This window comes from Bradyrhizobium retamae (assembly GCF_001440415.1).
Lineage (GTDB): Bacteria > Pseudomonadota > Alphaproteobacteria > Rhizobiales > Xanthobacteraceae > Bradyrhizobium > Bradyrhizobium retamae.
Window position 1 is genome coordinate 37623 of record NZ_LLYA01000101.1, and the last position, 22134, is coordinate 59756.

The following is a 22134-nucleotide window of genomic DNA, read 5'->3' on the forward strand; positions in this document are numbered from 1 at the left end:
ATACCGCGCCGAGATGGAGTTGACGTTAGGAAGTCTGGTTAATGAATGGTTAGCTCGGTGGCGAGTGTGGGCTGTGACAACCACAGGGGAGGGTCCGGTTCCGGCCATCCCCAGGCATTCGGGTCGTGACGACGATGATCGCTGCAATGATGTTGGCGGCAACGCCGGCTAGGATCGGCAGCGTATAGTCGTGGGTGAGATCGAACGCGAAGCCGGCAGCGCTGGGACCGATCAGGGTACCGAAGGCGACGCTCGTGTAGAGAATGCCGATAATGCCGCTGACGTTGCGGCCGCCGAAATAATCCATCACCACGGCCGGAAGCACGGCGACCCAGGCGCCGTAAATCATACCGTAGACGAATGCAAAAATGGCAAGCGGCCAGAATGTCGTTGAGATCGTCCAGATCGCCAACGCGATCGCCATGCCCGCGAAGAGCAGGAGCAGGGCGGACTGGCGGCCGATCCGGTCGGCGAGACCGCCGAGGAAAAACCGGCCAGCCGTGCTGCCGATGCCGATGATGCCGAGCAGCAGCACTGCGGATGTGGCCGGGACGCCGTGGTCCCCGGCATAGGGAACGAGATGCACGAACGGCACGAACAGGCCGAACGAGCAGATCAGGCAGGCGGCGTATAGCGAGATGAAGCGTCGCGACCGGATCGCCTCGCGCACCGAAGCACCTTCGGCCCGTGTCAACATGGCTCCCTGCTGGAGCGGATCGCCATCGGGATTGAGGCCCCGGCCGCGCGGATCGTTCTCGAGAAGGAGCGCCATTCCTCCGCCGATAACCGTAGCGAACGCGCCGAGCGCAAGATAGGCGCCGCGCCATCCCAGCATCTCGATCAGGAACGTTGCCAGTGGCGGCATCACCAGCGTACCAACCCCAATCCCGCTCACGGCGAGACCAGAGGCAAAGCCCCGCCGCCGCACGAACCAGCGCTGCACCGCGCCGACCGCCGGGACATAGGCGCAGCCGACGCCGAGTCCGACGCCAAGGCCGTAGGCTGCGTACACCTCGACCAGGTTGCGCGCGGCACTTGCCGCGGCAAGCCCGAGGCCGATCAGCAGCATGCCCGCCAGCGCGAGGCGGCGCGAGCCATAGCGGTCGGCGAGAGGGCCGCTGACGATGCCGAGGCCGAAATAGAGAAAGCCGGCCAGCGAAAACACCAGCGACACCGAACCGCGCGATGCGTCGAAATCGCGCTGCAACGAGTCCAGAAACGCGCTGAACGTATAGGCGCAGCCGAAGCCGACGAAGGTCACGGCAAACGCGGCAGCCACCACGAACCAGCCGTAGAAGATACGGGAATTGGGTATCGCTGATTGGACACTCAATGCTGCCTCCATGCGCTCGGCGACGGATGGCGGCGATGCCAGGATGTGATCCTCTGGAAAGCTGCGCCAGCACGTACCAGCGTGACTTCGTCGAGATTGGCGGCCACAAGCTGAAACGCGATCGGCATTCCGGTTGCGGAAAAACCGCCGGGCAGCGTGATCGTGGGATGACCGGTCATGTTGAACGGGCAGGTGTATTCCTGCAATCTGGCAATCAGCTCCGGCTGCTCGCCTAGCGTCCGTATCATGGCGAGCGTCAAGGGTGGGAATGGGTGAACCGGAATGAGCAGCAGATCGATTGTCTCGAACAGCGATGCGATCCGGCCGCGCAATTCCAGCCGCCGCAGCAGGATCCTCTGGTAGTCGGAAGCGGACAAGGCGCGGCCTGCCTCGATAACGGTGGCGAGGATCGGACCATATTCATCCTTGCGCGCGGGATAAGTTGCATCGTGCGCGACCGCGGCCTCCACCGCGCAATTCGGCACCCAGTCGGCGACGGCCTGCTTCGCGTCGGGAAACCGCACATCGACGATGTCAGCGCCATGCGCACGTAACGCCTTGATTGCTTCGCCCAGCACCTGTTGGGTCGCAACGTCTACGCCGTCGCTGCTCCATTTCGCGTCGAAGCCAATCCGCAGGCCTCTTACGTCCTGTTCCGCCGCAGCCAGATAGTTGGGCACGGGGTCGAGGACGGCTGTCGGATCGGCATGATCGCGCCCGGCGATGACGCCAAGCATGGCGCCGGCATCCATCGCGCTCCGCGCAATGACCCCGACATGGTCCAATGTCGCTGCCAGTTCAAACACGCCGTGGCGGCTGACGCGTCCCCAACTTGGCTTCAAGCCGGTAAGACCATTGGCGGCACATGGCCAGCGGATCGAACCGCCGGTATCGGACGCGAGCGAGCTATAGCAGAGCCCCGCTGCAGTTGCGGCCGCCGAGCCACTTGATGAAATGCCCGGCCAATACTCCGGATTCCACGGATTCTTCGGCGGCGTTACAGATGGATGGTGATCGGAATAGGCGCCTTCCGTGAGCTGCAGCTTCCCCAGCACGACTGCGCCGGCTTCATTCAGGCGGTGCACCACGGTTGCGTCTTCATCGGGCAGGAAATCGCCGTGGACAACGGTGCCGGCAGCGGTCGGAACATTCCTTGTCCAAAACAGATCCTTCACCGCAATCGGAACACCATGCAGCGGCCCACGATACCGGCCTGCTGCGATTTCGGCGTGCGCCGCTTCGGCTTGCGCCATCGCAGCATCGGCCGTCACACGGACGTAACTGCGGAGTTCGCCATCCAGAGCGGCGATGCGATCGAGTTGCGCGCGTGTTGCTTCCAGCGGAGAAATCTTGCGGGCCCTTATGCATGCCGCAAGCTCTGTGAGTTCAAGGTAGTGCAGATCGTCGGTGCCAATGTCCATTCTGTCTCCGTCAGCGATGCGGCTGGAATTTTTCGGCAAAGGATCAATTGTCGCTAACACTAATATAGACGTTATACCGGTGTCTCTTGATGTCAACCGGTAAATATGCTTTACTGGTGTTGCAATGTCGAAATTGTCCAGACAGTTCAAGGTTCCCGACGAGTTGGCCAATCTCTACGATTTCGCCAATACGCTCGACCTACGGCATTTCACGCATCATGGCGTGCAGCATCCGCAAAGTGATGAACTGGCAAGTGCGAAGGAATTCGCAGTGTGGATGCGGCAACGTGGGCTGTTGCTCGTCGACGCGAGGGTTTCGCCAGCGATGCTCGCAACTGCGCTTGAGCTCAGGAGCTTGATACGCGACTATCTGCAGCGTGATCCTTCTGAGCGAAGCAAGAACAGGGACTCGGTCCGCTCGCTTAACAAAGTGCTCAAACTGTTTCCGCTGCTCGCGACGGCAAAGGATGATGGCGGCATGGTGCTTAAGGCAGCGCGTGACGATGCGCTGGCGGGGCTCTCATCGGTCGTTGCGGAGCTCTACGAAGGCTCCAGAGATGGAACGCTTGATCGGCTGAAAATGTGCGCTTCCGACGAATGCCGCCGCGTGTTCTTCGACCGGTCGAAGCCCGCCACGCGGCGATGGTGCATGTCGTCATTGTGCGGGAACCGCATGAAGACGAGAAATTATCGCGAGCGCCAGCGCAACACGTACCGCAATGGTAACACGTAGTGACAATTGAGGGACGTCGCCGGGCTCACCGCTCCGCGCGATAATGGCCGGACTTGCCGCCGCTCTTCTCGACGAGATGGATGCCTTCGATGCGAACGCCGCGCTCGACCGCTTTGATCATGTCGTAGATCGTCAGGCACGCGACCGACACCGCCGTCAGCGCTTCCATCTCGACGCCCGTCGGGCCGGTGACCTTGACGGTAGCGCGGACGATGCAGCCCGGAAGTTTTTTGTCAGGCGTGATGTCGAGCGTCACCTTGGACAGCGCCAGCGGATGGCACAGCGGGATCAATTCCGATGTGCGCTTTGCCGCCATGATGCCGGCGATGCGGGCCGTGCCCAGCACGTCGCCCTTCTTGGCATTGCCGGAGACGATCAGATCGAGCGTCGCCTTGGCCATGACGACACGCCCCTCGGCGATGGCGGTGCGCTCGGTCGCTGCCTTCGCGGAGACGTCGACCATCCGCGCTTCGCCGGCGGCATCGATATGGGTGAGGGCGGCGCCGCCTTTGGAAGTCTTCCGCGCCATCTGCTAGCCGGTCCCGGTCGCGCGGGCCGTATCGGAACGCGTCAGCAATGCGCGGGTTGCCGCGGTCACATCGGCCTGCCGCATCAGGCTTTCGCCGACCAGGAAGGTCGACATGCCGACGCGCTCGAGGCGGGCGAGATCGTCAGGCGTAAAGATACCGCTTTCGCCGACCATCAGGCGGTCACGCGGGATCAGCGGCGCCAGCGTCTCGCTGGTCGCAAGCGTGGTCTCGAAGGTCCGTAAGTTACGGTTGTTCACGCCGATCATCGGCGAACGAAGTTTTAGCGCGCGGTCGAGCTCGGTGCGGTCGTGGATTTCGATCAGCACGTCGATGCCGAGCGCAATCGCCGCGTCCTCGATATCCCTCGCGGCGGCATCGTCGAGCGCAGCCATGATGATCAGGATGCAATCCGCGCCATGGGCGCGGGCTTCCACCACCTGATAGGTGTCGAACAGGAAGTCCTTGCGCAGCACCGGCAGATTGGTTGCCGCGCGCGCCGCCACCATGAAATCGAGATGGCCCTGGAACGAGGGCGCGTCCGTCAGTACCGATAGGCACGCCGCGCCGCCGGCCTCGTAAGCTTTGGCCAGCGCCGGCGGATCGAAATCAGCGCGGATCAGCCCCTTCGACGGCGAGGCCTTCTTCACCTCGGCGATCAGCGCGTAGTCGCCACGGGCGAGTTTTTCCCGAATGGTGCGGACGAAGCCGCGTGGTGGCTGGGCCGCCTTGGCGCGGGCCTCGACCTCGGCAAGCGGGTGCGCCCGCTTGGCCGCAGCGATCTCTTCGCGCTTGTAAGTCTCGATCTTGCTCAGGATATCGGACATTTCTGGCGCCTCCTAAGATCAGCCGCGTGAGACCGCGACCAGGTGCTTCAGCCGTGCCGCCGCTGCACCGCTGTCGAGCGATTTCGCGCCGATCGCGACGCCTTCCCTCAGGTCCCTGGCACGGCCGGCCACGATCAGCGCCGCCGCGGCGTTCAACAGCGCGACGTCGCGATAGGGGCTGGGCTTGCCGTTGAGCACGCCTTGCAGCGCCAGCGCATTGGCGTCCGCATCGCCGCCCTTGAGCGCGTCGACGTTGCAGCAGGTGAGGCCCGCGTCCTCCGGAGTTACCTCGAAGGTGGTGATCTTGCCGTTGTCGAGGCTGGCGACAAAGCTCGCACCCGTGAGGGTGATTTCATCGAGCCCGTCGGAACCGTGGACAACCCAGACGGATTCAGAGCCGAGATTTTTCAGGACCTGCGCCAGTGGCTGCACCCAGTGCCTGGAGAACACGCCGACCATCTGGCGCTTGACGCCGGCCGGATTGGAGAGCGGCCCTAGCAGATTGAAGATCGTGCGGGTGGCGAGCTCGACGCGGGTCGGGCCGACATTCTTCATCGCGGGGTGATGCGCGGGCGCGAACATGAAGCCGATGCCGGCCTCCTGCACACAGCGGCCGACCTGGTCGGGCGTGAGGTCGATCTTGACGCCGAGGGAGGCCAGCACGTCGGCAGCCCCCGAACGCGACGACAGCGCGCGGTTGCCATGCTTGGCGACGGGCACACCGGCACCTGCGACGATGAAGGCCGCGCAGGTCGAGACATTGACCGAACCGGAGCCGTCGCCGCCGGTGCCGACGACGTCGACCGCGTCCGCAGGCGCCTTGACCCGCAGCATCTTGCCGCGCATCGCCGCCACCGCGCCGGTGATCTCGTCGACGGTCTCGCCGCGAACCCTGAGCGCCATCAACAGCCCGCCCATTTGCGAGGGCGTGGCCTCGCCGGACATCATGGCATCGAAGGCGGAGGCTGCCTCGTCACGCGACAGCGTCGCGCCGGTGGCTACTTTTCCGATGATAGATTTGAGGTCGTCCATCGTTTGGCTTTCAAAATCGAGACCTCATGGTGAGGCGGCGTTCTTGCGCCGTCTCCGGACGATACTTCGCATCGCTCGGAGAACCATGAGGCCCGGCTCTCATCCTTCGAGACGCGGCCAAGTGGCCGTTCCTCAGGATGAGGTGAGTTATTATGCTCAATTGTTCGCGCCCGTCACCTGCGCGAAGGCGGCCGCGTTGATGGAGGTGCCGATCTCGGATTCGATCTTGGTCACGTATTGCGCGACCTGTTCGTCGGTCAGGGCGCGCTGCAACGTCTCCTTCAACTTCTTCAGCTCATCGGAGGCCATGTCGATCGGCGGCACCGTCACGTCGGTGACGCGCAACACGATCCACTCGCTGCCACCGGTGCCCGGCGTCTGCGTGACGCCGTCCTTGGGCGTCCGGAATGCGGCCGTGATGGCGGCGGAGGGCACGCCTGAAAGCGAGGCGTCGCGGCGGAAACCGGTCGCGGTCTCGACCTTCGCTCCGACTGCGGCCGCTTCGGCGGCGAGCGTGCCGCCTTGCTCGACCTTCTGCACCATCTCGGTTGCCTTCGTGCGCAACTTGCTCGAAATCTGGTCTTCGCGCCATTTTGCCTCGACCTGGCTGCGCACCTCGTCGAGCGAGCGCTCGCGCGAGGGCGTAATGCCGAGCACGTCGTACCAGACATAGCCGCCGGCAAACTGGATCGGTTCGTTGTCGACGCCGATATCGCTGTTGAAGGCCTGCGAAACCACGTCGAGGCCGCGCGGAATATTCGCCACCGGCTGTCCGTCGGGCGTGCGGCCGGAGCGATCGACAGCCTCGATCGTGACGGGGGTAAGGCCGAGCTTCTGCGAAGCCTCGACCACATTGGCGCCGCCGCTGCGCTCATCTTCCATCTTGTTCTGGATTTCGTTGACCTTGGCGCGCGCGCGTTCGGTCGCGATTTCCTTTTTCACCTGCGCTGCGACGCTTTCATAGGTCGGCGTCACACCCGGCTCGATCTTGCCGACCTTGACCAGCGCCACGCCGAACCGGCCCTGCACCGGCTGGCTGACTTCGCCTGACTGCAGCGAGAACGCGGCATCCGCAATCGCCGGATCGATGATCGCGTTCTTCGCGATCATGCCGAGATCGACGTCGGCCAGATTGAGGTTGCGCTCCTTGGCGACGTCGTCGAACGATGTTCCCGACGTGATGCGGCTGCGCGCGGCCTGGGCTTCGCCTTCGTTCGGGAAAAACATCTGCGATACTTCGCGCTTTTCTGGCGTCCCGAGTTGGTCGCGGCGCTGCTCGAAGACCTTCTTCGCATCCTCGTCGGAGACCTCGGTCCACTTGCCGATCTCTTCGGGGCTGATCACGACAAAGGACAGTTTGCGATACTCGGGCGCGCGGAACTGGGTTTTGTGATCCTCGAAGTAGGCGGCCAGCGCCTCGGGCGACGGCGGATCGATCGTGCCGGCCTGCGCCGCGTCGAGCTTGACGAATTCCATCGAGCGCTGCTCGTTCTGGAAGCGGGCGAGCGCCTCGATCAGGACCTTCGGCGGCTCAGCCCCGGCCGAGACGGCGCCGACGATCTGACGCCGCAGCCCGACCCGCCGCCGTTCGGCGAGATAGCGCTGCTCGGTATAGCCGAACTGCCGGATCGTGGCCTGGAAGCGAGCCGGATCGAATTTGCCGCCCAATCCCGCAAAATTCGGATCGCTGTAGATCTGCCGCATCGCTTCGTCCTGCGACTGGGCAAGCCCCATGCGCCGGGCTTGCTCATCCAGCGCGGCTTCGGCGATGGTCTGTTGCAACACCTGGCGATCGAGCCCGAAGGCGCGGGCCTGTTCAGGGGTCAGCGGACGGCCGAAACTGCGGCTAAGCTGCTGCAGCTTTTCCGTGTAGATCTGGCGGAACTGCTCCGTCGAAATCTCGGTCTTGCCAATCGTGGCGAGCGACGACTGGCCAAATCCCTTGAAGATGTCGGCAATACCCCAAACTGCGAAACTGACAATCAAAACGCCCATCACGACGGCCATGACAATCTTGCCGAGCCAGTTTGATGAGGCTTTCCGAATTCCTCGAAGCATGGGTCCAACTTGTTTTTAAAGGAGAGGGGGAACCGGGTCGTGCCCAAGGGAATTCGATCCGGGACCGAATTCCACAACAAGGCGTCACCGAGTTGAAAACGCATCATAAAGTGGCCGCGCCCCCCTCGCAACCTCGCCCGTGCGGGCTATTTGAAGCGGCTAATGGCCCCTGGATCGCCCGACGGGTATCTGGAACTGGCGGCGTGGCTCTGCTAGCGCATCTAGAACGCTGACATTTGCGGGACAATCGACATGACCGATGCCATCCGGCCGCTGATCGCCGGCAACTGGAAAATGAACGGCCTGAAATCCGCCTTAGGTGAATTCGAGGCAATGATCGCGGGGGCGGGTGCGTTGGCCGGCAAGGCCGACCTGCTGGTCTGCCCTCCAGCCACCCTGATCGGCGGCTTTGCCGATAGGGCGCTCGGTTCAAAACTCGCCGTCGGGGCCCAGGATTGCCATGCCAAGGCATCGGGCGCCCATACCGGCGATCTCTCGGCGGAGATGCTGGCGGATGCCGGCGCCAGCGCCATCATCGTCGGGCATTCGGAGCGGCGTGCCGATCATGGCGAGACCGACGCGTTGGTTCGGCAGAAGGCGGAAGCGGCTTGGCGGGCCGGGCTGGTGGCCATCGTCTGCATCGGCGAGACCCAGAAGCAACGCGATGCCGGCCAGACGCTGGATGTCTGCGGCGGGCAACTCGCCGTTTCGTTGCCGGACGGCGCGACATCAGCCAATCTGGTGGTGGCCTATGAGCCGGTCTGGGCGATCGGCACCGGTCTGACGCCGACACCAAAAGATGTCGAACAAGTTCATCGCTTTATCCGCGATGTTCTCGTCAGCCGATTTAAGGTGGAAGGCAGCAAGATCCGGATTCTCTATGGCGGATCGGTCAAGCCCTCGAACGCGGCCGAACTGATGGCGGTTGCCGATGTCAATGGCGCACTAGTCGGCGGCGCCAGCCTGAAGGCAACGGATTTCCTGGCGATTGCGGAGGCGTGTTAGAGCTTTTTTAAGCGAAGTGGGGACCGGTTCGCGTCAAGAAAACGCGTCCATTCAAAAGTCTCAGGCGGGCACGCCTTCCTGCAACCGCTTCCAGTAGATCAGCGTGCCCGTCAGCCCGCCATGGGGCTTGAACGCGTAGTCCGGAATAACCCCGGTTAGCTCGAATCCCATCCGTTCATATAGTCCGGCCGCGCCTTCGTCCTCGGCGGTGTCGAGCACCAACAACCAGCGCCCGCGCGCGATGGCCAACCGCTCGGCCTCGCGCAGCAGCGCCGTGGCGACGCCGCGGTGGCGGCAACTGACACGCGTCATCATCTTTGCGATCTCGGCGCGATGCGGCTGGTTCGGCGGAAGGTCGAGCAACAGCGTGACCGTCCCGATCAGCCTGTCCCCGTCAAAGGCGCCAAGGATGATCCGCTCGCCGCGGCCTGCAGCGCTAAGCGAGTTGGACCAGAACGCCTCGGCCGCCTTCTGTGACAGCGGATGCATGAAACTGACAGAGCCGCCGTTCGCCACGGTTTCGATCAGCAAATCACCGAGCATCGCGCAAATTTCGGGCGAGGGGTTCAAGGCTTTGATCAGGATTTCCGACATCGGGATGAATTTCCGCAAGGTTCAGCTTCGAGGATTGACGGCGCGCCGCGAGCGCGCCCGCTTGATCTCTGCAATCCGTTCGACATCCTCGATCTGCAGGTGGCGGCCACGTTCGAGAATCTCCAGCGTGTATTCTTCGTAAGTGATGCCCAGCCGCTCGGCTTTCCGGATGCGGAACGCGACAATGCCGGGCGAGGGATTGTGCCAGGCCGCGCGATGCGCCGCCTTCCAGTAGAAGTAATTGCCGATGCCAGCATCACCCCATTCCGGCCGGTGCTCCTCCTCGAGCGGCGGCCCGCCATTGTGGCCGACCGAAATCGGGTCGTCGGTACTTTCAGGCTGGCTCGCGGCGTTTTTGCAGGCGATCTCCAGCATCGGCGTCAGCTCCGGGCAAGCGCCACGACATAGGTGCAGGGCGCGGTAGTCTCGTTAGCGAACGTCACTTCCGCCGGCGGGCCGAATCCAAGGCAGTCGCCGGCGCCGAGTTCATGGCGTTCGCTGCCATCGATCAGCACGAGCGCGCCCGACAACACCCAGAGGACCTGGCGAATGTGGGCGTAGGATGAAGCGGGCAGGGTCACGCGCTGCTTCGCCGGCATCTCGACCTTGATGACTTCGATGGGGTGATCGGGCCGGTTGAACACCTGCCGGCGCAAATAGCCGGTCTCGGGATCGCGCCACACCGGCTGCTCGGCGGCGCGCGAAAGACGCCCGCCTTGGCCTTCGGCGCGCAGCATCAGGCCGGCAAGGGTGAGGTCGAAGGCGCTGGCGAGCCGAACCAGCACCACCGCGGTCGGGCTGACCTCTGCGCGCTCGATCTTGCTGATGGTGGCTTTTGATACGCCGGAGCGTTCGGCGAGATCTGCCAGCGACCAGCCGCGGCTGTCGCGTTCGAGCCGCAGGCGGTGGGCGAGCCGGGCGCTGAGGTCGTCTACTAAAGTATCCATTTGTCCATTATAGGAGAAATCTTCCTGATCTCAAGTCCCGGATGCGACCTCGGGCGGGAGGCGTGAGCAGCCTTGCCGTGGCGCCTGCGGCAATTATCTCCACGGCGGCGGTTGGGGGTGACAATGCCCTGTCCGATCGTGTAACACCGCGCAACTTCAGGAAAACCCGCAAGCTCTTGGTGCAGCCGAAGCCCGGTGCTCTTCGCTTGTGACGGAAGGTTTTGAGATGCATACCGTCATTATCGTTGTTCACCTCATGATCGTCGCCGTGCTGATCGGCGCCGTGCTGCTGCAGAAATCCGAAGGCGGCGGGCTCGGCATGGGCGGCGGCGCTGGCTTCATGTCGAGCCGCGGCACCGCCAACCTGCTGACGCGCACCACGGCAGTCCTGGCGGGCCTTTTCTTCGTGACCAGCATGACGCTGGCCTGGCTCGCGGGCGTTGATCGCAAGCCCGCGTCGATCCTCGGCACACCGGCGACGCAGTCCCAGCCGGGTGGCGCGACGCCGGTCGCTCCGCCGACCTCCGGCGGCGTGCTCGATACGCTTAAGAAGGTGGATGAGCAGCAGGGCCAGTCGGGTCCACAGGCGCCGCGTTCGCAATAAAGCAGGTTGGCTATGCAGGGCGGCCCTCTACCGTCCTGCATCAGAACTTCCCATTAATGCTCTGAAATCGCTTTGAAATTCACGTCACCCACAGCTCGGCAAAATGTTTGCCCGCGCATGCGATTCGTTTTGGAGAATCGGGGCGGTGGCCTTAAAGGTAGAATCCCATGGCGCGGTACATATTCATCACCGGCGGCGTGGTTTCTTCGCTCGGAAAGGGTCTGGCTTCGGCGGCACTCGGTGCCCTGCTGCAGGCTCGCGGGTACAAGGTCCGTCTCCGCAAACTCGACCCCTATCTCAACCTCGATCCAGGAACGATGTCGCCGTATCAGCACGGCGAAGTGTTCGTGACCGATGACGGCGCCGAGACCGATCTCGATCTCGGCCATTACGAGCGCTTCACCGGGCGTCCGGCCACCAAGGCCGACAACATCACCACCGGGCGCATCTACCAGGACATCATCACCAAGGAACGCCGTGGCGATTATCTCGGCGCGACGATTCAAGTCGTCCCGCACGTCACCAACGCAATCAAGGAATTCGTTCTCTCCGGCAATGATGAGTACGACTTCGTGCTGGTCGAGATCGGCGGCACCGTCGGCGACATCGAGGGCTTGCCGTTCTTCGAGGCGATCCGTCAGCTCAAGAACGAGCTGCCGCGCGATCACGCCGTCTACATTCATTTGACGTTGCTGCCCTACATTCCGAGCGCCGGTGAGCTGAAGACAAAACCGACGCAGCACTCCGTGAAGGAGCTGCGCTCGATCGGCATTCAGCCCGATATCCTGTTGTGCCGTACCGACCGCGAAATCCCGAAGGAAGAGCGGCGCAAGCTCGGCCTGTTCTGTAACGTGCGCGAAAGCGCCGTCATCGAGGCGAGGGATGTGGACAACATCTATGCCGTCCCTGAGGCCTATCACGCCGCAGGTCTCGACGACGAGGTGCTGGCCGCCTTCGGCATCACGCCAAAAATTCCGCCGGCGCTGCAAAGCTGGAACGTCATCAACGAGCGCGTGCGTAACCCGGAAGGCGCCGTGACGATTGCCGTTGTCGGCAAGTACACCGGCATGAAGGACGCCTACAAATCGCTGATCGAGGCGCTCTCCCATGGCGGCATCGCCAACAAGGTGAAGGTCAATCTCGACTGGATCGAGAGCGAGGTGTTCGAGAACGAAGATCCCGCGCCTTTCCTCGAACACGTCAACGGCATTCTGGTGCCTGGCGGCTTCGGCCAGCGCGGTGCAGAGGGCAAGATCCGCGCGGCGCAGTTCGCCCGTGTTCGCGACGTTCCGTATTTCGGCATCTGCTTCGGCATGCAGATGGCGGTGATCGAAGCCGCCCGCAATCTCGTCGGCATCGAGGAAGCCAACTCCACCGAGTTCGGCCCGACCAAGGAGCCGCTGGTCGGCTTGATGACGGAATGGCTGCGTGGCAACGAGCTGGAGAAGCGCTCGCAGTCGGGCGATCTCGGCGGCACCATGCGGCTTGGCGCTTACCCAGCGACGCTGAAGCGCGGCAGCCGCGTCTCGGCCGTCTATGGCGGCGCCACCGAGATTTCCGAGCGCCACCGCCACCGCTACGAGGTCAACACGGCCTACAAGGACCGCCTCGAACAGCACGGCCTGCGCTTCTCAGGCCTTTCGCCCGACGGCGTGTTGCCGGAGATCGTCGAATACGAGGACCATCCCTGGTTCATCGGCGTGCAATTCCACCCCGAGCTGAAGTCACGGCCGTTTGAGCCGCACCCGCTGTTCGCGTCTTTCATTCAGGCGGCGGTGGTGCAGTCGCGGCTGGTCTGACGTTTACGTCGGCTGATCCATCTGCAGCCGGCGCGGCTCTGCCTGTGGCAGCGCGACGTTCCCGGCGAAAAACTTGCTCTGCGGCCGCCGCGTCAGCCGGTAAACCGCTGCCGGCGGCACGTTCAGGATCGCGCGATCGATGAGCTTCGCCTTCAATCCCAGCCGGTCAAGCACCCGCGGCGACACCGGGCAGGTCATGCCATAGGTGAACTGGTAGAATGCGCCACCCGGGCGGATGTAGCTGAAGGCGCCGTTGAGGATCGAGACCACCTTGCGCATCGACATGTTCAGCAGTGGAAGGCCGCTGATGACCGCGCCGACCGGCGCGAACGCCACGCTTTAATAGCTGATAGGTGAAGGCGCCGGTCCCGGGACCGAGCTCGATGATTGGGCCACTTCCTGCCGTTGTTTCGCTCGTGATCAGCTCGGCAAGGGCGGGGCTCGATGGTGCGATCGCGCCGACGCGGCCAGGGGCCGACATCCAGGCCAGAAAGTACGAAAAGAAGTCGTGTGACATAGGCACTCCAACGAATTGACCGCGCCTCGATTCGATGACGAGGCGCGGTCAATCTGGCGTGCCTGCATTGCGAGAGCATTGCGGAGGGCGACGCGTGGACGCCGCTATTTCGCTGACGGAGCAGGCGGAAGCGTCAGTCGGAAACATGCGCCGCCATTCGGGCCATCGAACACCGAGATGTGGCCGCCATGCATACGCGCGATCTCGCGCACCATGTTCAGTTCGAGGTTGGCGCCGCGCTCGAGCGGCGTCACGCGATAGAATGGCTAGAAGATCAACGCGCGCTGTTCCGCCGGGATGCCGGGGCCCTCGTCGGTGACTTCGATGGTCGCTGGTCGGCTCACGTGAATGCTGATGCTGCCGCGGCAACCGCCGTGCTGAATCGCGTTCTGCACCAGATTAGTCACCGCCCGCTCGATGGCGCCGTGGTCGCCAAGCGTCTCGATGCGATCGGCCGCGACTTGAAGCGACAATTCATAGCCGGCGGCGATAGCGAGCGGTGCCAGGTTCGCTGCGACGCCCTGCGCGACTGCCACCACATCGACCGGAGTAAACGGGCTTCTACATTGGTCGAGCCGCTGGATGTCGAGCAATTGCTCAGTAGTGTCGAAAGCCGCGCCGTGTCCTCGAGCAAGCGGTTCTTCTCCGCACCTGCCGGTAAGGATTCGAGGCGCGTGTTCAGGATCGCGATCGGCGTGCGCAGCTCATGCGCGGCATCGGCCACGAAGCGCTGCTGCCGCGAATAGCCGTCATCCAGCCGCGCCAGCGCTTCGTTGACGGCCCTCACCAGCGGAGCAATCTCGTCGGCGACGTGTTTCACCGAAAGCCGCGCACCACGCTGATGGATGTCGATCCGGCGTGCCTGATCGGCAACCGTGCCAAGGCCGGCAAGCGCCCGCCGCACCACCATTGGCGTCGCGACGAATGTCGCGGCCGCCATTAAGAGCAATCCGGGAAGGACGATGCCGAGAAAGCTGAGCGAGCTCATCAGCATCGCCTTGCGTCCGGACGGTTTGCCCTGCGTTGCCGTTAGGATTTGTACCGTGCCCGCCGCGGTATCGACGCGCTTCAACCGCGCCGCCGGCTTGCTCAGATCGTCAGCTAGGAGCTGCCAGCCGAGCCGCGCCTGGCTGATATGGCTGAGCGCATCGACCATACCGACAAAATCCGGCGGCACTGCGCCTTCCGACAGCGAGTGCCCCTGGCTGTCCCGAACTACGAACCAGAGATCGGGAATCTCCTCGCGCAGTTGCGCAAGCTCCGGGCGCGGATGCAGCAGCAGGCCCCCCGACGTATCTTGCGCGACCGCCTGTTGGACGATCTCGATGACACGGTCTTCGTCCCGTGCGTCCAACAGTAAGCCTGCGCCCCACAGCGTCCCGATGACCAGGATTGCGAGGATCGCGAGCAGCCCCGCCTGCAGCGATATCAATCGCCAGACAAGCCGCGTCTGCAGGCAGTGCGAGCGAGCTGTCTCGGTCACGGCAGCGGCTTCAGCAAATAGCCGACGCCGCGGATTCCGTGAATTTCAACCCCGGCGTTGCTATCGGCAAGCTTGCGGCGGAGCCGTGACACATGGGTATCCAGCGCGTTCGACTGGACGGCGTCATCGAAATTGTAGACGGCCTCCTCGAGCGCCGAGCGCAGCACGGTGCGTCCCATGCGTCGGAGCAGCGCTTCCAGCACCAGCAGTTCGCGCCGCGGCAGGTCAAGCGGATGTTCCTCCACGCTGGCTTCTCGATGGCTGAAATCGAAGGCGAGGCGTCCGGCGCGCATGACGTCCAGCTGCATGCCGGCCGGTCGACGCAGCACGGCGCGCAGCCGCGCGAGAAGTTCCTCGACCGCAAATGGCTTGGCTAGATAGTCGTCGGCGCCGCTGTCCAGGCCGGCGATGCGGTCCGCGAGCTCGCCGCGTGCAGTCAGCACAATGATGGGCACGCCATCAGCCCGGGCGCGGAGTTTCGGAATTAGCGCCAGCCCGTCTCCGTCGGGCAATTGGCGGTCGAGCAGCACCGCGCCATGTACATCGGCCGAAATGGCCGCTTCGGCGTCGGCTAGCGTCGGCGCATGGTCGACCACCATGTCATAACGTTTCAATGCCGACGACAGCGCCGCCGCCATTTCCGCTTCGTCTTCGACCAGCAAAACCCTCATCCTGCACCCGCGTTTCCCGGACCAGCCCTACTAGCGCCAGCAACATTGCGGCAGCATTGCGGGATCGGCAGGGGCCGGGGGAATCCTGATTGGCTCCCAGCCATGCACATGGCGCCGTATGATGCGCCAAATCGGGCCCAAGACAGCGTCCGGGCCAGCCGCTATAACGCGCCTCCGTCATAATCCGGGGAGGACCACCGATGATCATGGAAATGCGCGTCTATCGCTGTCTGCCGGGCCGTCTGCCGGCGCTGATGAAGCGTTTTGATACGTTGACGCTGAAGCTGTGGGACAAGCACGGCATCAAGCAGGCCGGCTTCTACACCACGCTGATCGGCACCTCCAATCAGGAACTGACCTATTTCATCGCCTGGGAGTCGCTCGCCGAACGCGAGAAGAAATGGACCGCATTCCAGAGCGATCCTGACTGGATCGCCGGCCGCGCTAGAAGCGAGGAGGACGGACAGATCATCGACAACATCGTCAGCCAGTTGCTGGTGCCGACGGCGTTCTCCGCGGTAAAATAGCTGGCGGCGCAACCCTGATGCTCAGGGGTTAAACGGGGTCGATCCCTGAGCATTTTCTGTCAAGAAAATGCTCAGCATTTTTGAATTGCGCGTATTCTTGTCGCAAAACCGGTACCCTTTTTGCGGAATGCGCGCGTGTCGCGGACCGGCATGGTCCGCGCCGGTCGTAAAGGAAAATCCCTTTGAACGCGAAACCCGAAGCAGCTCCGGTCGTCTCGGTCGGTCCGGTCAGATTCGGCAATGATCTGCCGATTTCGATCATTGCCGGACCATGCCAGCTCGAAAGCCGTGCGCACGCCCTCGAAGTGGCGACTGCGCTGAAAGAGATCGCAGGCCGGCTCGGCATAGGCCTCGTCTACAAAACGTCCTTCGACAAGGCCAATCGAACGTCGGGCTCGGCCGCGCGCGGAATTGGCTTGGCGCAGGCCTTGCCGATCTTCGCCGAGATACGCTCCTCGCTCGGCTTGCCCGTGCTGACCGACGTGCACGAGACCGCCCAATGCGCCGAGGCAGCACAGGCAGTCGATGTGCTGCAGATCCCGGCCTTCCTGTGTCGGCAGACCGATCTGCTGCTTGCAGCGGCGGCGACCGGCAAGGTCGTCAACGTCAAAAAAGGCCAGTTCCTCGCGCCGTGGGAGATGACCAACGTCGTTACCAAGATCACCGGCGGCGGCAATCCGAACGTGCTGGTCACCGAGCGCGGCGCGTCGTTCGGCTACAACACGCTGGTCTCCGACATGCGTGCGCTGCCGATCATGGCGCAGACGACGGGTGCGCCCGTCATTTTCGACGCCACCCATTCGGTGCAGCAACCGGGCGGGAAGGGCACCTCGTCCGGCGGCCAGCGCGAATTCGTTCCGGTGCTGGCGCGCGCCGCGGTCGCCGTCGGCGTCGCCGGTGTGTTCATCGAGACCCATCCTGATCCGGACCGCGCGCCGTCGGATGGACCCAATATGGTTCCGCTACGCGAGTTCGAAGCCTTGGTGAAGACGCTGATGGGTTTTGACGCGCTGGCCAAGAACGCCCTGTCGTGACCGCCGCCAGCGGCATGCCGCCGGCGCTCAACATCATTGCGCTCGCAACCTTTTCGGCAGCCCTGTCTGCTCGCGCGCTCGATCCGGTGTTGCCGCATGTGGCCGAGGATTTTTCGGTCAGCATCGCCACAGCCGCGAGTTTTGCCGCCGCCTTCGCCTTCACGTTTGCCATCATCCAGCCGGCGCTTGGCGCCTTTGCCGACATTTTCGGCAAGGCGAGGCTGATGATCGTCTGCCTGGCATTGCTCGGCATCGCCAACATTCTCGGCGCGATGGCGACCTCGTTCCCGCTATTGTTTGCGAGCCGAATTCTGGCCGGCATCGGTTCGGGCGGCGTGTTTCCGATCGCGCTGGGGCTGACCAGCGATCTCGTTGGTGCCGAGAAGCGTCAGGTCGCGATCGGGCGTACGCTGGCTGGCGCCATGACCGGCAATCTTCTGGGCGCTACGGTGTCCGGCCTGATCGGCGATTTCCTCGGCTGGCGCGGCGTGCTGGCCGTGCTCGGTGGCATCGTCGTGCTGGCCTCGATCGTGGTTGCGATCCGATTCCGCGGCGCGGCACTGACACATCCGCCCCGGACCAGCCTGTCCGCCCTCAAACAGGGCTATCGCACGATTTTCACCAACCCGAACGCGCGCATCTGCTACGCGGCCGTCTTTATCGAAGGCTGCTGCGTGCTCGGTCTGTTTCCGTTCATTGCCGCCTTTCTGTTCGAGCTCGGGCAAACCTCGCTGTCGATCGCGGGTGTCGTCATCGCGGGCTTTGCGGTCGGCGGCCTCTTCTACACCATGACAGTGTCGCGGCTTCTGCCGAAGATCGGTGTCAACGGGATGATGATCGGAGGCGGCGCGCTGGTCGGTGTCCAACTCATCGCGGTCGCGATGGGTCCGGAATGGAAGCTGCATTTGCTCAGCCTGATCTTCATGGGCTGGGGCTTCTACATGATCCACGGCAGTCTGCAGGTATTTGCCAGCGAATTGTCGGCGGAAGCGCGCGCGACTGCGCTGTCGTTGCACGCGTTCTTTTTCTTCATGGGGCAGACCGTTGGCCCGATCGCCTATGGCTTCGGCATCCAGCATGCCGGCAAGGTCCCGACCTTGCTCACCGCGGCGGCCGTGATGATCGCGCTAGGCTTTGTCTGTGCCAAACTGCTGCGCCAGACGCGGCCGGCGGATGCGGCGGTGACGTAGCCGATCGCGGGGCGCGCGCGACAGGCGCGGAGCCGGGTCAGTGCCCGCACGTCGCGAGCGTGTTCAGCGCTTGCCAAGTTCTCGTATTGTGCCAAGATAGCGATGGTCGTCGATGCCACCGGAATCGTGCACGCGATGCTACCGCGCATTCAGGCGCTGCTGCTGCCGGTCAGGACGCTGGTGCTGAGCGGGCATTGAGCGGTACGGCCGAGCTTCTTCGGTATCGTGCATTAGAGATGCCGAGCAGAGAGCTGATTTCCCTATCAAGAGCAAACGGACGCGAAAACTCCGCAACGAGAGCGGCTGTTTGCTTTGGAGTCTATGATAAGAAGCAGCGGTAGACGGCCGAAGCAACTGCAGTGTCGAGCTTGTCTTGTATTGGGTACCGACGAATGATTGTCCGAGAACGTTTTCGTGGCCTTTTCCAGAAGTATTTGCTCGTGCTGTTCATGGCCGTCGCGATTCCGCTCGCGGTGAACGGTGTTGTCGAAGCCTGGTTCGGCTATCGCGACCAACGAGAAAGGCTCGATCAATTGCTCGGCGTTCAAGCAACGTCGGCAGCCGCCGAAATCCATGACTTCATCTTCGACATCACAAACCAGCTCGGCTGGTTTGTCCAGGTTCCCTGGAGCGACGAGCCAGACGAACGTCGGCGGACCGAGGCGTTGCGCTTGCTTCGACAAGCTCCTGCCATCGTCGGTCTGGCGCTCATCGATCACAAGGGCCTGGAACGTCTCTATGTCTCACGGATCGGGCTCAATCGAATTGAAAGCCGCGCGGACCGATCCGCTGATCCTGCGGTAGTTGGCGCCCGCTCGGCACAAGTCTGGTTCAGCGATGTAAGCTACCATCGAGGCTCTGAACCACATTTGACGGTTGCGGTGGTTGGCAGCCGCCCATCGGTCGGCGCGGTTGTCGCGGAAGTCAATCTCAAGCTGATCTGGGATGTGATTTCAGCGATAAAAGTGGGAAAGAGTGGCTTTGCCTTCGTCCTGGACCAACCGGGTCGGCTCATTGCGCATCCCGACATCAGTCTTGTCCTCCGTGGGGCGGAAGAAGCGACCTCCAAGCCGTTCCGTAACATACGCGACGCAATCGGCCCGGCGGGGGCCGGCTTTGCGACGAGCCGAGATGCGGAAGGCCGTGAGATTGCCGCCGTCGCTGCTCCCGTTGCGGGCCCTGATTGGACAGTAATAGTCGAACAGCCGCTGTCTGAAGCCTACGCGCCCATCTATGCAGCCTTATGGCGGACCGCGACGCTTCTCGCCGCGGGTACGATATTTGCCGCGCTGCTTGCCTACGCATTGGCGCACCGGATGACCGAACCGATAAGGGTTTTGGAGGAAGGGACCGAGAAAATCGGGGCCGGCTCTTTCGATCACCGCATTTCCATCGAGACCGGAGACGAGTTTCAGCGTCTGGCAAACAGCTTCAACAAGATGGCTGCCGAGCTGGAGCTCGCGCAGCAGCATCAGGAACGCATAGCGAAGCTGAAGCGATTCCTTGCGCCGCAGGTCGCCGACCTCGTCGATCGAGCGGGCGACGACAGTGTATTGGACGGCCGCCACGCGGAAGTCGTCGTCATATTCTGCGACTTGCGAGGCTTCACCGCATTTTCTGCGGCACTCGCGCCAGAGCAAGTCATGAGCGTGTTGTCGGAGTACTATGCGTGCCTCGGCAGAGCCATCACGCAATTTGCAGCGACACTCATCAGTTTCTCTGGGGACGGCCTCATGGTTCTTGTGAATGCTCCCGTTCCCGTCGAAGAGCCGGCATTAAGGGCTGTCGATCTTGCTGTTGAGATGCAGAAGGGCGTGCAAGGGCTCATCGCCGGCTGGCGATCCCGAGGCTACCAGGTTGGCTTCGGGATCGGTCTTGCCAGCGGGGCAGCGACCGTTGGACGGATCGGATACGCGGACCGGTTCGATTACACCGCCATCGGCAGTGTGGTGAACCTGGCGGCACGTCTATGCGCATCGGCGGCAGACCGGGAAATCCTCATAGACGCTGAAGTCGCCGAACGCGTTAGGGGCAAGCGCCCCCTGGAGCGACTTGGCGACCACCAAATCAAGGGATTTGACGAAGCTATTCCGGTATTCGGAATTTCCTTCGACACCGTGGCCGACATCAAGCCGCAGGGGTCTGGCGTAATCCGTTAGGGACTAGGTCAACTTCACGGGATATGCTGGGGGCGGCGTCCGAAACACAGCCAATCGGTGAAAGCATGACGAGCGCCAAGTTCAACGCAATGACGTCCGGCAGATCCGTCAGGCGACGAGATTTGCTTGTGTTGATGGCGGGCGCCGCCGCTTGGACAACCCCGCTACATGCGCAGAAGGCAACGATGCCGGTCATCGGCTATCTCTGCGCGGAATCTCCCGAGCTGTTTGCCAGCCGACTGAAAGCTTTCCATGAAGGACTTCGTGAAGCTGGCTTTGTCGAAGGCCGCAATGTCGCCATCGACTATCAGTGGGCCGAAGGGCAGTACACCCGATTGCCTGCCCTGGCCGCCAACCTCGTTGCGCGCAATGTCGACATTGTCGTCGCGCCCGGCGGCGCGCAGGTGGCACTCGCTGTGAAAGCTGCTGTCTCCAACAATGCAATCGTCTTCGAGATGGGTGGTGACCCCGTTCAGTTAGGTGTCGTGGACAGCCTGTCGCGGCCGGGCGGCAATATCACGGGGGTTTCGAGCCTGAGCGTCGACGTGTCGCCGAAACGGCTTGAGCTGATGCATGAAATGCTGCCAGTCGCGGCAAAACTGACGGTGGTCGCCAATCCTACGAGCCCAACCGCCAATTCACAATTGCAGAAGCTGCGCTCGGCCGCCGAAACCTTGGGGATCCTTCTGCAGGTGGTGAATGCAAGTACCGAGAAGGAATTCGAACCGATTTTCTCTGGCGCGGCCGAGGAAGCGGGCGGGCTCGTCTTTACATCGGACCCCTATTTTGCATTCCGCAGCAGACAGCTAGCCGAACTCGCAATGAAATATCGCGTGCCGGCAATTACTCAGTCCCGGGACTTCCCCATGGCAGGCGGCTTGATGAGCTATGGGGGAGACTTTGCGCAATCGCATCGACGCGCGGGCATGTATGCCGGGCGGATCCTGAAAGGCGAGAAGCCCTCCGATCTTCCAGTACAGCTTGTCACCAAGGTGGAGTTCATCATCAACATGAAGGCGGCAAAGTTATTGGGGCGGGAGTTCTCGCCTTCATTCGTCAGCGCCGCTGATGAGGTAATTGAGTAAGAGATCTGTTCCCGCTGCGAGGTCAGATTAGAGGCCAAGCGTGGTCTCGGCCCAGCGCATCACAGTGCTGCCATTGAGAAACTCGATCACGCTCGGCTCGATAGCTGACGGCCGGTTGTGGCCGACTACAGCAGTCGCTGCGATCATGTCGCAGCGTTCTCTGAAAACAACCGATAGCGCCGTCTTGCCGAGCGGATTACGAGTGTCCAGCGTGTAAGCGCGGCTGCGGCCGTCCATCCACGCAATTCTGATGGGACGGCTGATGCCGAGCGGCGAGGCTTCGCCGACGAGAGCAAGATCTCCCATGCGGTCCACATCGTCGTCATCGGCTACCCCGGTCGTGCAATTGCAAAAGCCTATCTTGGCACGCAGATAAAGGCTCACCTCGGCGCCGCAATCGGCCGCCTCACAGCGGAAGGCCTTTCCCTTCCCAAAGGGATCGCTGGGGAAGGGCCAAGCCATCTCGGTCCACACCGGCGCGGTCGCAGTTGCGGCCGCGTTCTGTGGCAGACCAGACCATGCCAGCATAGCCGCCAGCACACTTGCCAGCGACGCTGCTACAATGGCGACACGACCTACCGCCCTCAT

At 62.9% G+C, this 22134-nt stretch carries 20 protein-coding genes and 2 pseudogenes; 9 read left to right on the forward strand and 13 right to left on the reverse strand.

All coding sequences use genetic code 11. From position 1 onward, the window contains the following. Positions 1–49: 49 nt before the first annotated feature. Together CQ13_RS11790 and CQ13_RS11795 are read right to left on the reverse strand one after the other, a co-directional pair. Positions 50–1333 carry an MFS transporter gene (locus CQ13_RS11790; protein WP_245309147.1) on the reverse strand — a complete coding sequence of 428 codons (1284 nt, stop codon included), beginning with the start codon at positions 1331–1333 and terminating at the stop codon, positions 50–52. Further along, positions 1330–2754, reverse strand: a complete 1425-nt coding sequence (locus tag CQ13_RS11795; RefSeq protein ID WP_057843063.1) for an amidase — start codon at positions 2752–2754, stop codon at positions 1330–1332. The genes CQ13_RS11790 and CQ13_RS11795 overlap by 4 nt, the downstream gene beginning before the upstream one ends. 124 nt (positions 2755–2878) lie before the next feature. On the opposite strand from CQ13_RS11795, the gene CQ13_RS11800 reads away from it, so the two are divergent. Continuing rightward, positions 2879–3487: a CGNR zinc finger domain-containing protein gene (locus CQ13_RS11800; protein WP_057843064.1), complete on the forward strand. Its 609-nt coding sequence runs from the start codon at positions 2879–2881 to the stop codon at positions 3485–3487. 25 nt (positions 3488–3512) lie between these two features. Here the strand turns inward: CQ13_RS11800 and moaC are convergent, their stop codons facing one another. The 4 genes from moaC to CQ13_RS11820 all read right to left on the reverse strand — a co-directional run bounded on the left by moaC (position 3513) and on the right by CQ13_RS11820 (position 7931). Next, the gene (gene moaC, locus CQ13_RS11805) at positions 3513–4016 is read right to left on the reverse strand and encodes a cyclic pyranopterin monophosphate synthase MoaC (protein WP_057843065.1); all 504 of its coding nucleotides are present in this window, start codon (positions 4014–4016) and stop codon (positions 3513–3515) included. 3 nt (positions 4017–4019) lie between these two features. After that, entirely contained in the window at positions 4020–4841 is an 822-nt protein-coding gene (gene trpC / locus CQ13_RS11810; RefSeq protein WP_057843066.1) for an indole-3-glycerol phosphate synthase TrpC, read from the reverse strand. Between the two features lie 18 nt (positions 4842–4859). Further along, on the reverse strand, positions 4860–5873 hold the full coding sequence (gene trpD / locus CQ13_RS11815) for an anthranilate phosphoribosyltransferase (protein ID WP_057843067.1): 1014 nt from the start codon (positions 5871–5873) through the stop codon (positions 4860–4862). Between the two features lie 156 nt (positions 5874–6029). Beyond that, positions 6030–7931: a peptidylprolyl isomerase gene (locus tag CQ13_RS11820; RefSeq protein ID WP_057843068.1), complete on the reverse strand. Its 1902-nt coding sequence runs from the start codon at positions 7929–7931 to the stop codon at positions 6030–6032. Positions 7932–8183: 252 nt separating this feature from the next. Between CQ13_RS11820 and tpiA the strand changes: the two genes are divergently transcribed. After that, complete coding sequence (gene tpiA / locus CQ13_RS11825; RefSeq protein WP_057843069.1) at positions 8184–8936, forward strand: triose-phosphate isomerase; 753 nt, start codon at positions 8184–8186, stop codon at positions 8934–8936. A gap of 60 nt (positions 8937–8996) precedes the next feature. On the opposite strand, the gene CQ13_RS11830 is transcribed toward tpiA, so the two are convergent. From CQ13_RS11830 to CQ13_RS11840, 3 genes are read right to left on the reverse strand one after another with little or no spacing between them, the layout of a single operon-like run. Next, complete coding sequence (locus CQ13_RS11830; protein ID WP_057843070.1) at positions 8997–9530, reverse strand: GNAT family N-acetyltransferase; 534 nt, start codon at positions 9528–9530, stop codon at positions 8997–8999. A 21-nt stretch (positions 9531–9551) separates the two neighbouring features. After that, the gene (locus CQ13_RS11835; protein WP_057843071.1) at positions 9552–9905 is read right to left on the reverse strand and encodes a hypothetical protein; all 354 of its coding nucleotides are present in this window, start codon (positions 9903–9905) and stop codon (positions 9552–9554) included. Positions 9906–9910: 5 nt separating this feature from the next. Next, the gene (locus tag CQ13_RS11840; protein WP_057843072.1) at positions 9911–10477 is read right to left on the reverse strand and encodes a helix-turn-helix domain-containing protein; all 567 of its coding nucleotides are present in this window, start codon (positions 10475–10477) and stop codon (positions 9911–9913) included. Positions 10478–10703: 226 nt separating this feature from the next. Here CQ13_RS11840 and secG point away from each other — a divergent pair, with 226 nt between their 5' ends. Next, positions 10704–11081 carry a preprotein translocase subunit SecG gene (gene secG, locus CQ13_RS11845; protein ID WP_057843073.1) on the forward strand — a complete coding sequence of 126 codons (378 nt, stop codon included), beginning with the start codon at positions 10704–10706 and terminating at the stop codon, positions 11079–11081. Between the two features lie 167 nt (positions 11082–11248). Further along, positions 11249–12880, forward strand: coding sequence for a CTP synthase (pyrG, locus tag CQ13_RS11850; RefSeq protein ID WP_057843074.1), 1632 nt, complete (start codon positions 11249–11251; stop codon positions 12878–12880). Positions 12881–12883: 3 nt separating this feature from the next. Here the strand turns inward: pyrG and CQ13_RS11855 are convergent. From CQ13_RS11855 to CQ13_RS11865, 3 genes and pseudogenes are all read right to left on the reverse strand, one after another. Continuing rightward, positions 12884–13397 (reverse strand): annotated as a pseudogene (locus CQ13_RS11855) (class I SAM-dependent methyltransferase). A gap of 104 nt (positions 13398–13501) precedes the next feature. After that, positions 13502–14880: pseudogene (locus CQ13_RS11860) on the reverse strand (sensor histidine kinase). Next, on the reverse strand, positions 14877–15551 hold the full coding sequence (locus CQ13_RS11865; RefSeq protein WP_057843075.1) for a response regulator transcription factor: 675 nt from the start codon (positions 15549–15551) through the stop codon (positions 14877–14879). Before CQ13_RS11865 ends, CQ13_RS11860 begins: the two are co-directional and overlap by 4 nt. 200 nt (positions 15552–15751) lie before the next feature. Here CQ13_RS11865 and CQ13_RS11870 point away from each other — a divergent pair, with 200 nt between their 5' ends. The 5 genes from CQ13_RS11870 (at position 15752) to CQ13_RS11890 (ending at position 21546) form a co-directional block, all read left to right on the forward strand. Beyond that, the gene (locus tag CQ13_RS11870; RefSeq protein WP_057843076.1) at positions 15752–16078 is read left to right on the forward strand and encodes an NIPSNAP family protein; all 327 of its coding nucleotides are present in this window, start codon (positions 15752–15754) and stop codon (positions 16076–16078) included. Between the two features lie 182 nt (positions 16079–16260). Then, a complete protein-coding gene (gene kdsA / locus CQ13_RS11875) occupies positions 16261–17112 on the forward strand; it encodes a 3-deoxy-8-phosphooctulonate synthase (protein ID WP_057843077.1) in 852 nt (283 codons plus the stop codon). A gap of 14 nt (positions 17113–17126) precedes the next feature. Continuing rightward, positions 17127–18302, forward strand: coding sequence for an MFS transporter (locus tag CQ13_RS11880; protein WP_057843136.1), 1176 nt, complete (start codon positions 17127–17129; stop codon positions 18300–18302). Positions 18303–18694: 392 nt separating this feature from the next. Then, positions 18695–20461: a cache domain-containing protein gene (locus CQ13_RS11885; protein ID WP_057843078.1), complete on the forward strand. Its 1767-nt coding sequence runs from the start codon at positions 18695–18697 to the stop codon at positions 20459–20461. 134 nt (positions 20462–20595) lie between these two features. After that, positions 20596–21546: an ABC transporter substrate-binding protein gene (locus CQ13_RS11890; protein WP_082637434.1), complete on the forward strand. Its 951-nt coding sequence runs from the start codon at positions 20596–20598 to the stop codon at positions 21544–21546. Positions 21547–21573: 27 nt separating this feature from the next. Here the strand turns inward: CQ13_RS11890 and CQ13_RS11895 are convergent, their stop codons facing one another. Next, entirely contained in the window at positions 21574–22134 is a 561-nt protein-coding gene (locus CQ13_RS11895) for a hypothetical protein (RefSeq protein ID WP_057843079.1), read from the reverse strand.